This is a genomic window from Streptomyces sp. NPDC127114 (assembly GCF_042677525.1).
GTDB lineage: Bacteria > Actinomycetota > Actinomycetes > Streptomycetales > Streptomycetaceae > Streptomyces.
Map to the genome: position 1 here is coordinate 23,063 of NZ_JBHXTJ010000062.1, position 15,017 is coordinate 38,079.

A 15,017-nucleotide genomic window follows, 5' to 3' on the forward strand; every position below is an offset into this window, starting at 1 on the left:
CCCGTGTGGCCGGAAGCGGTCTCCGGATGTCGCTGATACCCTGGTACCCCGTGGACCGGTGGGAAACGGCGACAGCCGAGGACCCCGAAACCGCAGCGACGGCACCCCCCGATTCTTCCGGAGGGGACGCCGGAACGCACTTCCAGAACGCGACCACGGGAGCCCCCTCTTGGCGATGCCGCCCAACACCACGACGACCAAGCACATCTTCGTCACCGGGGGTGTCGCCTCCTCCCTCGGCAAGGGCCTGACCGCCTCCAGCCTGGGTGCGCTCCTGAAGGCCCGGGGCCTGCGGGTCACGATGCAGAAGCTCGACCCGTACCTGAACGTCGACCCCGGCACGATGAACCCGTTCCAGCACGGTGAGGTCTTCGTCACGAACGACGGCGCCGAGACCGACCTGGACATCGGCCACTACGAGCGCTTCCTCGACGTCGACCTCGACGGCTCGGCCAACGTCACCACCGGCCAGGTCTACTCCCAGGTCATCGCCAAGGAGCGGCGCGGCGAGTACCTCGGCGACACCGTCCAGGTCATCCCGCACATCACCAACGAGATCAAGTCGCGCATCCGCCGCATGGCCACCGACGACGTCGACGTCGTCATCACCGAGGTCGGCGGCACCGTCGGCGACATCGAGTCGCTGCCGTTCCTGGAGACCGTCCGCCAGGTCCGCCACGAGGTCGGCCGCGACAACGTCTTCGTCGTGCACATCTCGCTGCTGCCCTACATCGGCCCCTCCGGCGAGCTGAAGACCAAGCCGACCCAGCACTCCGTCGCCGCCCTGCGCAACATCGGCATCCAGCCCGACGCCATCGTGCTGCGCGCCGACCGCGAGGTCCCGACCGCCATCAAGCGCAAGATCTCGCTGATGTGCGACGTCGACGAGGCCGCGGTCGTCGCCGCCATCGACGCCAAGTCGATCTACGACATCCCGAAGGTCCTGCACTCCGAGGGCCTGGACGCCTATGTCGTCCGCAAGCTCGACCTGCCGTTCCGCGACGTGGACTGGACCGTCTGGGAGGACCTCCTGGACCGCGTCCACAACCCGGAGCACGAGGTCACCGTCGCGCTCGTCGGCAAGTACATCGACCTGCCCGACGCCTACCTGTCGGTCACCGAGGCCATGCGGGCCGGCGGCTTCGCCAACAAGGCCCGGGTCAAGGTCAAGTGGGTCACCTCCGACGACTGCAAGACCGAGGCCGGCGCCGAGAAGCAGCTCGGCGACTGCGACGCCGTCCTGATCCCCGGCGGCTTCGGCGACCGCGGCGTGGCCGGCAAGGTCGGCGCCATCCGCTACGCCCGCGAGAACAAGGTGCCGCTGCTCGGCATCTGCCTCGGCCTCCAGTGCATCGTGATCGAGGCCGCCCGCAACCTGGCCGACATCCCCGAGGCCAACTCCACCGAGTTCGACCCGGCCACCGCGCACCCCGTCGTCTCGACGATGGAGGAGCAGCTGGCCTACGTCGAGGGCGCCGGCGACCTGGGCGGAACGATGCGCCTGGGCCTCTACCCGGCGAAGCTCGCCGAGGGCTCGGTGGTCCGCGAGACCTATGCCGGCGAGCCGTACGTCGAGGAGCGCCACCGCCACCGCTACGAGGTGAACAACGCCTACCGCGCGGAGCTGGAGAAGAAGGCCGGTCTGGTCTTCTCCGGCACCTCCCCGGACAACAAGCTCGTCGAGTTCGTCGAGTACCCGAAGGACGTCCACCCCTACCTGGTCGCCACCCAGGCGCACCCGGAGCTCAAGTCCCGCCCGACCCGCCCGCACCCGCTGTTCGCGGGCCTCGTGAAGGCGGCCGTCGAGCGCAAGACCGGCCAGTCCGCGCAGTAGATCACTGGCGTTAACGTTGCCGGGGTACGGGTCCTGTGGACCCGTACCCCGGCTTTCGTACGAGAGGACTACCGATGCAGGTGCAGGACACCCCCGAGGAGTGGCGGGTCGTCGCCACCGCCACCCCCTTCACGGGCAACAAGACGAGTGTCCGCACGGACGACGTGGTCATGCCGGACGGCGCGGTCGTCCGCCGCGACTACCAGGTCCACCCCGGCTCGGTCGCCGTCCTCGCCCTCGACGCCCAGGACCGGGTCGTGCTGCTCAAGCAGTACCGGCACCCGGTGCGGCAGAAGCTGTGGGAGATCCCGGCCGGCCTGCTCGACGTGCCCGGCGAGAACCCGCTGCACGCCGCGCAGCGCGAGCTGTACGAGGAGGCGCACGTCAAGGCCGAGGACTGGCGGGTGCTGACCGACGTCTACACCACGCCCGGCGGCTGCGACGAGGCCGTGCGGATCTTCCTGGCCCGCGACCTGTCCGAGGCGGAGGGCGAGCGCTTCGAGGTCGCCGAGGAGGAGGCCGACATGGAGCTCTCCCGGGTGCCGCTGGACGAGCTCGTCCGCGGTGTCCTGGCCGGCGAGCTGCACAACAACTGCCTGGTCGTCGGCGTGCTCTCGCTGGTGGCCGCCCGCGCCGGCGACGGCGTGGACGCCCTGCGCCCGGCGGACGCGCCCTGGCCGGCCCGGCCCTTCGTGGCGTAGGGCAGACGCGGCGGACGGGTGCGGACGGCCGGTCTGAACATCTGCTGATCCGATCGGGGGATGTGTCCGCCGCGCTCCGCCGGGTCCGGCTCGTGCCCTGAACTACGCTCGACATCGCCCGTGAGGAGCCCCCGCGGGATGGTCGTGCGCAGGTGGACGGGAGCGTGGCCCGTGACGGATCAGGCGGTTGGGGGTGCCCCCGGACGGCGTCCGGGGGAGGCCGGCGCCTCGCAGTTCTACGGTCGCCAGCGGGAGCTGAAGGCACTGCGGGCCGACATCGAACGCACCGGGCTCGACACCCTGACCGGCCGCAAGGCGCCCCGCGCCCGGGTCCTGCTCATCGCGGGCAAGCCCGGCTCGGGGCGGACCGCGCTCGCCGAGGAGCTGGTCGGCCGGCTCGCCGCCGACTATCCCGACGGCGTGTTCCGGGCGCGGCTCACCGAGCCCGGCGGCGAACCCGTCCCCACCGCCCGCGCCGCCCAGGAGCTCCTCGCCGCGCTCGGCGTCGCCGAGCCGCCCGGCGCCGCCGAAGACGAACTCACCGCCCTGGTCCGCGGCGCCTTCGACGGGCGCAGGGCGCTGCTGCTGCTCGACGACGCCGTCGACGCCGAACAGGTCGACTCGCTGCTGCCCGACAACCCCGACAGCCTGGTCGTGGGCGTGGCGCGCGGCCCGCTCACCGGCATCCCGGACGTCCGGCCCTGCACGGTCGGCGGTCTCGACCCCAAGTCGGCCATCGAACTGCTCACCGTCTACACCGGCTCCGTCCGCGTCACCGTCGACCCGCAGGCCGCCGAGAGCCTGGCCGAGGAGTGCGGCGGACTGCCCGGCGCCCTGGTGCTGGCCGGCGGCTGGCTCGCCGCGCGCCCCAAGGCCTCGGTCGCCGATCTCACCAAGCGGCTGCGCGGCCTCACCGGCGACCCGGTCGCGCGGGCCTTCGCCCTGGTCCACGAGTCGCTGCCGCAGCCGGCCGCCCGGATACTGCGACACCTGAGCCTGGCCCCGCTGGGCCGTGCCGACGCCCACACCGCCTCCGCCCTGGCCGGCTGCTCGGTGTCCGCCGCCGCGACCACCCTCGCCGACTTCGCCGCACTCGGTCTCGTACGGGAGATCCCCGGCCGGGACGGGCGGTCAGGAGAGGGGCAGTACGAGGTCCCCGGGCACCTGGTGCCGCTGCTGCGGGCCGAGCTCGCGGAGCACGACCGGCCGGCCGAGGTGCAGCTGGCCCGGGCCCGGATGCTGGAGCGGACGGTGCGGCTGCTGCAGTCCAGCCGCGCCGTCACGGAGGCCGAGGGCTCACCGGCCCGCCGCAAGCTCGCCGGGCTGCCCCGCGCCCTGCGCTTCCCGAACACGGCGACCGCCCGAGCGTGGCTGGACAGCCGCCGGCCCGTGCTGCTCGCGGCGGCCCGGCTCGCGGTCGCCGACGGGGAGCTCGACACCCTGGCCCGCCGGCTGATCGCGGCGCTCGTCCGGGCGCTCGCCGCCCATCGGGGCGCCGAGGCCGCCGCGCCCGACCTCTACGGGCTGCACCGGCTGGTCCTGGACGTCGCCGAGCGGCGCGGGCTGTACCGGGAGCAGGCCGCGGCCCTGCTGAACCTGGCCGACCTGGATGCCCGGACCGGACGCACCCAGGAGGCCCTGCTGCGATATCGGTCGGCTTTGGATGCCGGACGCAAAGCAAATGACCCGTACGCCACCGGTCGCGCAATGGAATCCGTAGGTGGCAGCTATCAGGAGCTGGGGGACTGGCAGCGGGCCGGCGACTGGTACGGCCGCGCCCTCGCCCAGCGGCTCGCCCGCGACGAGCGCGCGGACCAGGCCCGGCTGTACGGCCGGCTCGGCGCGGTGCACACCTATGCCGGACGGTACGGGGAGGCGCTGCGCAACTGGCGCGCCGCCGCCGCGGGCTACCGGCGGCTCGCCGATCTCCCCGGCTACGCACGGGCGTTGAGCGAGGCGGCCCGGGTCCAGGAGTACGCCGGCCGGCCCGAGGAGTCGCTGCGGACCTGCGAGGAAGCGGTGGAGTGGGCGCGCCGCGCGAAGGACGAGCGGCTCCAGGCCGCGCTGCAGCTGAGGCTGGCCGACACCCTCGACCGGCTCGGTGACCCGGCGGCGGCCCGGCTGCACAGGTCCGCGGCGGAGAGACTGTTGGGAACCGAGTCCTCCGCCTACGAAATCCGCAGTGGTTCCGGTGAAGATTAATACTTTGAAAGGCTAGACAGCGGGAACTCCTTCATTAGACTGGTCGCGCCGCGTTCGAACGTGGTCTGCCCCGGTGCGCCGCAGTGCATCCGGGTATGAATGGCTTTGTCACACCTTTTGGCTCTGACGCGCCACTGCACCCCCAGTTGTCCCCCCGATACAAGGACCGTGATCGACGATGAAGGTCGGCATCCCCCGCGAGGTCAAGAACAACGAGTTCCGCGTGGCCATCACCCCTGCCGGTGTCCACGAGCTCGTCCGCAACGGTCACCAGGTCTTCATCGAGCAGAACGCCGGTGTCGGCTCCTCGATCACGGACGAGGAGTACGTCGCCGCCGGCGCCGAGATCCTCCCCACCGCCGACGAGGTCTGGGCCACGGCCGACCTGCTGCTCAAGGTCAAGGAGCCGATCGCGGAGGAGTACCACCGCCTCCGCAAGGACCAGACGCTCTTCACCTACCTGCACCTCGCCGCCTCCAAGGAGTGCACGGACGCCCTCCTGGAGTCCGGCACCACCGCCATCGCGTACGAGACCGTCGAGACCGCGAACCGCGCGCTCCCGCTGCTCGCCCCGATGTCCGAGGTCGCGGGCCGCCTGGCCCCGCAGGTCGGCGCCTACCACCTGATGCGCTCGGCCGGCGGCCGCGGCGTGCTCCCGGGCGGCGTCCCCGGCACCCACGCCGGCGAGTGCGTCGTCATCGGCGGCGGCGTCTCCGGCTGGAACGCCGTGCAGATCGCCATCGGCCTGGGCTTCCACGTGACCCTGCTCGACAGGGACATCAACAAGCTCCGCGAGGCCGACAAGATCTTCGGCACGAAGGTCAAGACGATCGTCTCCAACGCCTTCGAGCTGGAGAAGGCCGTCATCGAGGCCGACCTCGTCGTCGGCGCCGTCCTCATCCCGGGAGCCAAGGCCCCGAAGCTGGTCACCAACGAGCTCGTCGCCAAGATGAAGCCCGGAAGTGTCCTTGTCGACATTGCCATCGACCAGGGCGGCTGCTTCGAGGACTCCCACCCGACCACCCACGCCGAGCCGACCTTCCAGGTCCACAACTCGGTCTTCTACTGCGTCGCCAACATGCCGGGCGCGGTCCCGAACACCTCCACCTACGCCCTCACCAACGCCACGCTGCCCTACATCGTGTCGCTGGCGAACAACGGCTGGGCCGAGGCGCTGCGCCGTGACGCCGCCCTCGCCAAGGGTCTCAACACCCATGACGGCAAGGTGGTTTACAAGGAGGTCGCCGAGGCGCACGGCTACGACCACGTCGAGCTGAGCAGCCTCCTGGGCTGACCTACGGGGACGGAGGGTCAACCCTCACCGTCAACCTCGCGCACCGGGCCGGACCTTGTCGAGCAAGGTCCGGCCCGATGTGTGTCCGGCCACGTTCCGACGCTCGGTCAACTCGCCTCGAACGTAACTCTTTAACCGTTTCGCGCAGCCCTGAAACGTGCGGTTCCCTGCCTGCGCACCCTTGACAGCGGGGTGTTCGGTTGCCGACACATCGGGCCGGGTCCGGCGGATTGTGTTGCTGCGGACCGGTGACACGCCATAGAGTCGCCAACCGTCGGCATGGTGCCACGCTGACCTATCGATAAATGTTCCTGACCACATCCAAGGAGGTAAGACGACTTGTGAATGAGTCGACATTTACTCCCGAGGGTGGCGAGCCAGGGGCCCCGATCGGCTCCGTCGCGGTGCGGACCTTCGCGACGCACCAGCCCATGACGACAGCCCATACGATGAAGATGACGGACGGCCTACACGTGAACGCCACGGCCGGCAACGAGATGGGCCGAGAGTCCACCCACTTCGCCGCCTACGACGAGGTGCCCGAGGGGCACTTCTACGACCCTGACGCCGAGTACGAGCCCGACCCGGAGTACGCGGCCACCCTCGCACCCGACGCTGCCCGGCAGCGCCGCGAGCGGATCGGCCCCACCGGACGGCCCCTGCCGTACTTCCCGATCCCGGGCCCGCTGACCGACCACGGCCCGGCGAAGATCATCGCGATGTGCAACCAGAAGGGCGGCGTCGGCAAGACCACGTCGACCATCAACCTGGGCGCCGCGCTCGCGGAGTACGGACGACGGGTGCTGCTCGTCGACTTCGACCCGCAGGGCGCCCTGTCGGTCGGCCTCGGCGTGAACCCGATGGAGCTCGACCTCACCGTCTACAACCTGCTCATGGAGCGGGGCATGTCGGCGGACGAGGTGCTGCTCAAGACGGCCGTGCCCAACATGGACCTGCTGCCGAGCAACATCGACCTCTCGGCCGCGGAGGTGCAGCTGGTCTCCGAGGTCGCGCGCGAGTCCACGCTGCAGCGGGCGCTGAAGCCGCTGATGAACGACTACGACTACATCGTGATCGACTGTCAGCCCTCGCTCGGCCTGCTGACCGTGAACGCCCTGACGGCCGCTCACAAGGTCATCGTGCCGCTGGAATGCGAGTTCTTCGCGCTGCGCGGCGTCGCCCTGCTGACCGAGACCATCGAGAAGGTCCAGGAGCGGCTCAACCCCGAGCTGGAGCTCGACGGCATCCTCGCCACGATGTACGACTCGCGGACGGTGCACTCGCGCGAGGTGCTCGCGCGCGTCGTCGAGGCCTTCGACGACCACGTCTACCACACGGTGATCGGCCGGACCGTGCGCTTCCCGGAGACCACGGTCGCCGGCGAGCCCATCACCACGTACGCCTCGAACAGCGTGGGCGCCGCCGCCTACCGTCAGCTCGCCAGGGAGGTGCTCGCCCGGTGTCACGCCGAGTGAGTCTGCCCGGCGCCGACGAACTGTTCCGTACGACCGGGGGGATGGCGCTCCAGGCCTCCTCGCCGCGCCGGACCGTACCGGCACCGGCGGGCGAGAGCGACTCGGCGGCGGCCGCGAACGCGGCGGCGGAGGGCCCCGCGGAGCACGCGGCCGCGGACACGGAGGCGGCGGAGCCGCGCGCCCGGACGGCGGAGCCCGCCGCACCGTCCGCGCCCGCTCCCGCGTCCGCGGCGGCCAAGGCGGCGGCCGCGCCCGCCGCGAACGCGGCCCGTCGGCGCGGCCGCACCGCCAGCCGGCGCCCGAGCGGGCGCGAGCGCCACGACGAGAAGATCACGGTCTACGTCTCCGCCGAGGAGCTGATGGACCTGGAGCACGCGCGACTGGTGCTGCGCGGCGAGCACGGCCTCGCGGTCGACCGCGGCCGGATCGTCCGTGAGGCGGTCGCGGTGGTCCTCGCGGACCTGGAGTCCCGCGGCGACGCGAGCATCCTCGTGCGCCGCCTGCGCGGCCGCTGACGGTAGCCTGCGGGCTGCCGCACCTCCGCTCCACCAGGACCCTCCGATGCCCCCTGCCCCTCCCTCTGGCGAAACGTCCCGCCCGGCGCGCCGTCGCGCCCTGGGGCGGGGGCCGGGCACGTCACCGTCGACCGCCCCCGCCCCGCAGACCCCGCCCGAGCCGGCCTCGCCCGAGCCGCCTCCGCTGCCGGTCCGGTCCGAGCCGGCCCCGCCTGCGCCGGCCGCCCCGGCTCCCTCCGGGCCGCCGCCGGCCCCGGTTCCGGCGGCTCCGGCCCCCTCCGAGCCGCCTCCGCTGCCGGTCCCGTCCGACCCGGCCCCGGCTTCGACCGGGCCGTCTCCGGCCGCGGCTCCGTCCGAGCCGGCTCCGGTCCCGTCCGAGCCGGCCCCGCCTGCGCCGGCCGCCCCGGCTCCGTCCGAGCCGGCCCCGGCCCCGTCCGAGCCGGCTCCCGCTCCCTCCCCGGCGTCGCCGGCGGAAGGGCCGGGCGAGGCCGGGGACGGGCGGTTCACCGTGCGGCTCGCGAACTTCGAGGGGCCGTTCGATCTGCTGCTGCAGCTGATCGCCAAGCACAAGCTGGACGTCACCGAGGTCGCCCTGTCCAAGGTGACCGACGAGTTCATGGCGCACATCCGCGCCATGGGGCCCGACTGGGACCTCGACCAGACGACCGAGTTCCTGGTCGTCGCCGCCACCCTGCTCGACCTGAAGGCGGCGCGGCTGCTGCCGGCCGCCGAGGTCGAGGACGAGGCGGATCTCGCGCTGCTCGAGGCGCGGGACCTGCTGTTCGCGCGACTGCTGCAGTACCGCGCGTACAAGCAGATCGCCGACATCTTCGGCGAGCGGTGGGAGGCCGAGGGGCGGCGCCACCCGCGCACCGTCGGCCTCGAGCCGCAGCACGCCGAGCTGCTGCCCGAGGTCGTCATCTCCATCGGCGCGGAGGGCTTCGCCCGGCTCGCCGTGAAGGCCATGCAGCCCAAGGCCAGGCCGGAGGTGTACGTCGACCACATCCACGCCCCGCTCGTCAGCGTCCGCGAGCAGGCCGCCGTGGTCGTCGCGCTGCTGAGGGAGAAGGGCACGGCCACGTTCCGGGAGCTCGTCACCGGCGTCGACGACACCCTGACCGTCGTCGCCCGCTTCCTCGCCCTGCTGGAGCTCTACCGCGAGAAGGCCGTCGCCCTCGACCAGGAGACCGCCCTCGGCGACCTCACCGTGTCCTGGACCGGTGGGGAGGCGGACCCGTCCGGGGCCGTCACCGACGAATTCGACCAGGAGGACGCCACGTGAACGATCCCGGGCCCGCGATCAAGCCCGCCCTCGAAGCCGTCCTGATGGTCGTCGACGAGCCCGTCACCGAGGCCCACCTCGCCAAGGTCCTCGACCGGACCCCGCGCGAGGTCGGCGACGCGCTGCGCGAGCTCGCCGACGAGTACGCCGCGCAGGGCCGCGGCTTCGAGCTGCGCCTGGTCGCCGGCGGCTGGCGCTACTACACCCGCCCCGAGTACGCCCCGGCCGTCGAGGCCTTCGTCCTGGACGGCCAGCAGGCCCGGCTCACCCAGGCGGCCCTGGAGACCCTCGCCGTCGTCGCGTACCGCCAGCCGGTCAGCCGTTCCCGCGTCTCCGCCGTACGGGGAGTGAACTGCGACGGGGTCATGCGCACCCTCCTCCAGCGCGGTCTGGTGGAGGAGGCGGGCGCGGAACCCGAAACAGGTGCGATCCTGTACAGGACGACGAACTACTTCCTGGAGCGGATGGGCCTGCGCGGCCTGGACGAGCTTCCGGAACTCGCGCCCTTCCTCCCCGAGGCGGAGGCGGTCGAGCCGGACTCCCTGGAAGGCGTTCCGTCGTTCGACCCGGATGCCGACGACAAGACGACGGAAGTTTGATGCGAAGCAGCAGCGGCAGGAACAGCGGAAGCAACGGCGGGAGCCGTGGTGCCAAGAGCGGCGGCCGCGGCAACTACAGGGGCGCGGGGAACAGCCGCGACGACCGGGGCGGTCAGGGCGGCCAGAGCGCCGGCCGCCCGCGCCGGCCCCGTCCCGAGGAGCGCTCCTACGACGTGGACGGTCTCGCCGGCCGTCCCTCCGACGGCCCGAAGCGCGGCCGTGGCGAGGCCGCCCGAGGCGGCGCCAAGGGCGGTCCCAAGCAGTCCCCGAAGCGCGGCGGCGGCCGCACCGCCCCGGCGCGCTCGCGCGAGTACGACGCCCGGGCGGAGGAGCGCAACCGCGAGCGGTACGCGAACAAGCCCCAGATCAAGACCCCGAAGACCTTCCCGGGCGCCGAGCAGGAGGGCGAGCGCCTGCAGAAGGTGCTGGCCCGCGCCGGCTACGGCTCGCGCCGCGCCTGCGAGGAGCTGGTCGAGCAGGCGCGCGTCGAGGTCAACGGCGAGATCGTCCTCGAGCAGGGCCTGCGCGTCGACCCGGAGAAGGACGAGATCAAGGTCGACGGCCTGACCGTGGCGACCCAGTCGTACCAGTTCTTCGCGCTGAACAAGCCCGCCGGTGTCGTCTCCACCATGGAGGACCCCGACGGCCGGCAGTGCCTCGGCGACTACGTCACCAACCGCGAGACGCGGCTCTTCCACGTCGGCCGGCTCGACACCGAGACCGAGGGCATCATCCTGCTCACCAACCACGGCGAGCTGGCCCACCGTCTCACCCACCCCAAGTACGGCGTGAAGAAGACCTACCTGGCCGCCATCACCGGCCCGCTGCCCCGCGAGGTCGGCAAGCGGCTCAAGGAGGGCATCCAGCTGGAGGACGGCTACGCGCGCGCCGACCACTTCCGCGTCGTCGAGCAGACCGGCAAGAACTACCTGGTCGAGGTCGTGCTCCACGAGGGCCGCAAGCACATCGTGCGCCGCATGCTCGCCGAGGCGGGCTTCCCGGTGGAGAAGCTGGTCCGCACCGCCTTCGGCCCGATCACCCTGGGCGACCAGAAGTCGGGCTGGCTGCGCCGGCTCAGCAACACCGAGGTCGGCATGCTGATGAAGGAAGTCGGCCTGTAGCCGTACCGGCTCCCCGCTCCACGCAAGGCCCGTGACCGCCCGCCCGGCGGTCACGGGCCTTTTTCGTACTTGTGGTCGAGCCCCGCCGCCATTTATAGTCAAGGTGACTCTTAAAGGCTCAAGGAGGCGGCCATGAGTCCCACGAACTTCCCCACCGCCCTTGCCGCGCGCGGCCGGCGGACCTGGACCCACGGGGGTGGACCAGGCTTCGGCATCCCGCCCGCGGCGGGGGCGGTGGGGAACCGCGGGGGAGCGGGCCGGGAACGGGAGGGGCGGGCGTGAAGCGCTACGGGCACGGCCTCGTCCTCGGCAGGTTCCGTCCGCCGCACGCCGGCCACCACCACCTCGTCCGCACCGCGCGCGAGCGGTGCGAGCGGCTCACCGTCCTCGTCCGCGCCTCCGGCGCCGCCGCCGAATCCCCGTCGCTCGCCGACCGCGTCGCCTGGATGCGCGAGATCCACCCCGACGCGCTGGTCCTCGGCACCGTCGACGACGCACCCGGCGACCTCCACGCTCCGGGCCCGACGGACCCCGACGCGTGGGAGGCCCACACGGCGGCCGTCCGGGCCGCCGTGCCCGAACCCGTCGACGCCGTCTTCACGTCCACGCCGTACGGCGAGGAGCTCGCCCGCCGCCTCGGCGCCGCGTGCGTCCGCGTCGAGCCCGACCGGACCCGCCACCCCGTCTCCAGCGCGGCCGTCCGCGCCGACCCGGTCGCCTTCTGGGACGACCTCGAGGCGCCGGTGCGGGCCGCGCTCACCCGACGGGTCGTCATACTCGGCGCCGGGTCCACCGGAGCCACCACCATGGCGCGCGCCCTCGCCGACCACTACCGGCGGCGCGGCGGCGTCTGGGCCCGCACCCGCTACGTCCCCGACTACGGACACACGTACGGCGAGCTCAAGCTCGCCGAGCTCCGCGCCGAACGGCCCGGCGCAGGCCGGTCCGACGTCGCCTTCCACTCCGCCGACTTCCCCGTCATCGCCCTGCGCCAGGCCGAACTGGAGGAGGAGGCCGCCCGTGACGGCTCGCCCGTCCTCTTCTGCGACGCCGACGCCTTCGCCACCACCATCCGGCACGAGCGGTACATGGGCACCAGCAGCCCCGGCACCGGCGAGATAGCCGCCCGCGGCCGGCAGCACCTCTGGCTGCTCACCGACCACCGAGGCGTGCCCCTCCCGGACGACGGGGAGCCCGACGAGGAGCACCTGCGGCCCTGGATGACCGCGCGCCTCCTCACCCAGCTCGCCCACACCGGCCGCCGCACCGTCGTCCTCACCGGCCCGCACGAGGAGCGCCTCGCGACGGCCGTCGCCGCCGTCGACGCGCTGCTCGCCGAGGCCCGGCACTTCACCGACCCCCTGCCGGAGCACCGATGACCAGCGCCTCCCCGGGCGTCGAGGGCTACGACAAGCACGCCTTCGAGCCCTTCGCCCTCACCGCCGACCTCGCCGTCCTCACCGTCCGGGAGGGCCGCCTGCACGTCCTGCTCGTCGAACGCGGCCAGGAGCCGTACGCCGGGACCTGGGCGCTGCCCGGCGGCTTCGTGCTGCCCGACGAGTCCGCCGAGCAGGCCGCGCGCCGCGAACTCGCCGAGGAGACCGGCCTGTCCGGCGACACCGCGGCCCGGCTCCACCTGGAGCAGCTGCGCACCTACAGCGACCCCGGCCGCGACCCCCGGATGCGGGTGGTCTCCGTCGCGTTCACCGCGCTCGTCCCCGACCTGCCCGAGCCGCGCGGCGGCGGCGACGCGGCGCAGGCCCGCTGGCTGCCGTACGAGGAAGCCGGTCATCTGGCCTTCGACCACGACCGGATCCTCGCCGACGCCCGCGAACGGGTCGGCGCCAAGCTCGAGTACACGTGTCTCGCCACCGCCTTCTGCCCGGCCGAGTTCACCCTCGGCGAGCTGCGGCAGGTGTACGAGACGGTCTGGGGCGTCGCGCTCGACCGCCCCAACTTCCGGCGCAAGGTCCTCGCGACGCCCGGCTTCGTCCGGCCCGTCGAAGGCCCGCCGCGCCGCACCGGCGGACGGGGGAAACCGGCCGCTCTCTACCGGGCGGGCGAGGCCACGGCCCTGCACCCGCCGCTGCTGCGACCGGAAGGACGGACGGAAGAATGACGAAGCAGGCCGCGACCGGCTCGTTGATCGGGCTGGCGCTGGGGGACGCGCTGGGCCGACGTACCGAGTTCAGCGACGTACCGATGATCATCCGCTGGTACGGGCCCTGGCGCGAACTGGCGCTCCCCAAGGACGCGAAGGTCACCGACGACACCCAGATGACCCTCTCCGTGGCGCGGGCCGTCCGTGCCTGCGAGGAACGCGGGGTCGCCGGGCCGGAAAGGTTCGCCGACATGCTCCGCGAGGAGTTCGTCGACTGGTACCGCTCTCCCGAGAACAACCGGGCCCCCGGCCGCACCTGCCTGACGGCCTGCGCTCTCCTCATGACCAGCCGCCCCTGGCAGGACGCCAGCCAGATCGGCTCCAAGGGCTGCGGCGCCAACATGCGGGTCGCGCCCCTCGGGCTGCTCCGCGAGTACGGGGACTCCGCCGCCGGCGCCGCCCAGCTCCAGGCCGCCCTGACCCACGGCCACCCCACCGGCCTCGCCGCCTCCGACCTCACCGCGCGGGCCGTGTGGCTGCTCGCGCAGGGGGTCGACCCGACAGGGCTCGTCGGACGGCTCCGCTCGTACGCGTACGAGAACCGCGACCGCTACCACGAGCGCTGGCTCGGCGACCTGTGGACCCGCTCCCAGGACCCCAGCGCCACCCACTTCATCCGGCGCGGCTGGGACGAGTGCCTGACCGTCCTGGAACGTCTGGACGCCGTCCAGCGCACCGCGGACCCGGAGCTCGACCCCTGCGAGTACACCGGCGACGGCTGGATCGCCGAGGAGGCCCTCGCCACCGCCCTGCTCTGCTTCCTGCTCTTCCCCGACGAGCCCCTGACCGCCCTCCGGCGCGCCGCCTGCACCCGAGGCGACTCCGATTCCATCGCCGCCCTCACCGGCGCCTTCGCGGGCGCCCACCTGGGTGCGGACGCCTGGCCGGCGGACTGGGTGGAACGGATCGAGCACCGGGACGAACTGCTGGCCTTCGGCGCGTTCTGGGACGCGTGAACCGCGAGCGGCCGCACGGGTCGGAGGCGGAGCGGCCGCGCGGGGTGATCGACGCCGCGCAGGCCGCGTCAGGACTGCCGGACGAGGCCGGCGCCGTCGCCGTCCCGGAGGACTTCCCCGCCCGGGCCCGGCGGGAGCTCGCGCAGGGCTGAGGCGCGGCGGGCGCGGGTCAGGAAGTCCTCGACGCGGGGCTGGTCCGGGGCGTCGGGGAGGGGGCTGGTGGAGTGGGCGCGGTCGGACTCGTCCTGGAGGCGGTTCATCCAGGACGCCACCTCCGGCCACGACACCTCGCCGCGCTTCACCGCGAGCAGGCGCTCCCGCTCCTCGCTCACGTCGATCCGCAGCTCCCCGCTGCGCAGCAGGTCCCGGCAGCTGGTCAGCAGGCGCAGCAGGTGCATCGCGTGCTTCCAACGGGGCGCGCCGTACTGGCGGACGTCGGCCTCCAGCTTGCGGCGCTGGCCCTCGGCGTAGCGGACGAAGGTGGTGTGCGAGCGGCGCGAGAGGAACGCGTCGCGGAGCGAGAGCAGTTCGCGGCCGGTGGCGTCGGCGTGCTCGACGATAGGAGAGTGCAGGCACTCCAGGACGTTCGGGTTGTTGCGCAGGGCCAGCTCGCAGAAGCGTTCCAGCTCCCAGCTGAACTGCTCGTCGGCCGGGCCTTCCACGTGCGCCGGCGGCTTGTCGAAGCGCCAGAACAGCGGCGTCGGGGCGAGGTACACGCCCCGGCGGTCGGTGTCGCTGTCCTCGGTCGCCAGGCCGAACGCGCGCGAGCCCATCACACAGGAGTAGATCGTGTGGTCGCGCACCAGTTCCTCGGGATTCATGCGCGCCAGACTAGGGCCTGTCCGGCGGATCATGGCCGGGTCCGGCCCTGATCCGC

The 15,017-nt window shown here is 72.8% G+C and carries 13 protein-coding genes; 12 read left to right on the top strand and 1 reads right to left on the bottom strand.

All coding sequences use genetic code 11. The annotated features are described in order from the left end of the window. The first annotated feature begins 175 nt into the window (after positions 1 to 175). From ACFVGS_RS34940 to ACFVGS_RS34995, 12 genes are all read left to right on the top strand, one after another. Positions 176 to 1,834, top strand: a complete 1,659-nt coding sequence (locus ACFVGS_RS34940) for a CTP synthase (RefSeq protein WP_384422267.1) — start codon at positions 176 to 178, stop codon at positions 1,832 to 1,834. A gap of 74 nt (positions 1,835 to 1,908) precedes the next feature. Then, positions 1,909 to 2,535 carry an NUDIX domain-containing protein gene (locus ACFVGS_RS34945; RefSeq protein WP_384422233.1) on the top strand — a complete coding sequence of 209 codons (627 nt, stop codon included), beginning with the start codon at positions 1,909 to 1,911 and terminating at the stop codon, positions 2,533 to 2,535. Between the two features lie 171 nt (positions 2,536 to 2,706). Then, on the top strand, positions 2,707 to 4,737 hold the full coding sequence (locus ACFVGS_RS34950) for a tetratricopeptide repeat protein (RefSeq protein WP_385696270.1): 2,031 nt from the start codon (positions 2,707 to 2,709) through the stop codon (positions 4,735 to 4,737). Between the two features lie 178 nt (positions 4,738 to 4,915). Further along, on the top strand, positions 4,916 to 6,031 hold the full coding sequence (ald, locus tag ACFVGS_RS34955; protein ID WP_384422229.1) for an alanine dehydrogenase: 1,116 nt from the start codon (positions 4,916 to 4,918) through the stop codon (positions 6,029 to 6,031). Between the two features lie 431 nt (positions 6,032 to 6,462). Beyond that, complete coding sequence (locus ACFVGS_RS34960) at positions 6,463 to 7,506, top strand: ParA family protein (protein ID WP_309549591.1); 1,044 nt, start codon at positions 6,463 to 6,465, stop codon at positions 7,504 to 7,506. Further along, positions 7,491 to 8,021, top strand: coding sequence for a hypothetical protein (locus ACFVGS_RS34965; protein ID WP_385696274.1), 531 nt, complete (start codon positions 7,491 to 7,493; stop codon positions 8,019 to 8,021). The genes ACFVGS_RS34960 and ACFVGS_RS34965 overlap by 16 nt, the downstream gene beginning before the upstream one ends. 46 nt (positions 8,022 to 8,067) lie before the next feature. Next, positions 8,068 to 9,303 (top strand): segregation and condensation protein A, encoded by a 1,236-nt coding sequence (locus tag ACFVGS_RS34970; RefSeq protein WP_385696277.1) that lies wholly within the window; start codon positions 8,068 to 8,070, stop codon positions 9,301 to 9,303. Positions 9,304 to 9,347: 44 nt separating this feature from the next. Next, a complete protein-coding gene (scpB, locus tag ACFVGS_RS34975; RefSeq protein ID WP_384423504.1) occupies positions 9,348 to 9,902 on the top strand; it encodes an SMC-Scp complex subunit ScpB in 555 nt (184 codons plus the stop codon). Further along, complete coding sequence (locus tag ACFVGS_RS34980; RefSeq protein WP_384423500.1) at positions 9,902 to 11,023, top strand: pseudouridine synthase; 1,122 nt, start codon at positions 9,902 to 9,904, stop codon at positions 11,021 to 11,023. The genes scpB and ACFVGS_RS34980 overlap by 1 nt, the downstream gene beginning before the upstream one ends. A 278-nt stretch (positions 11,024 to 11,301) precedes the next feature. Next, positions 11,302 to 12,402 carry an AAA family ATPase gene (locus ACFVGS_RS34985; protein ID WP_385696280.1) on the top strand — a complete coding sequence of 367 codons (1,101 nt, stop codon included), beginning with the start codon at positions 11,302 to 11,304 and terminating at the stop codon, positions 12,400 to 12,402. Next, entirely contained in the window at positions 12,399 to 13,142 is a 744-nt protein-coding gene (locus ACFVGS_RS34990; protein WP_384423496.1) for an NUDIX domain-containing protein, read from the top strand. Before ACFVGS_RS34985 ends, ACFVGS_RS34990 begins: the two co-directional genes overlap by 4 nt. Next, entirely contained in the window at positions 13,139 to 14,140 is a 1,002-nt protein-coding gene (locus ACFVGS_RS34995; protein ID WP_385696284.1) for an ADP-ribosylglycohydrolase family protein, read from the top strand. The genes ACFVGS_RS34990 and ACFVGS_RS34995 overlap by 4 nt, the downstream gene beginning before the upstream one ends. 68 nt (positions 14,141 to 14,208) lie before the next feature. Here ACFVGS_RS34995 and ACFVGS_RS35000 read toward each other — a convergent pair whose 3' ends face one another. Beyond that, a complete protein-coding gene (locus ACFVGS_RS35000) occupies positions 14,209 to 14,961 on the bottom strand; it encodes a DNA polymerase beta superfamily protein (RefSeq protein ID WP_385696287.1) in 753 nt (250 codons plus the stop codon). Positions 14,962 to 15,017: the final 56 nt, after the last annotated feature.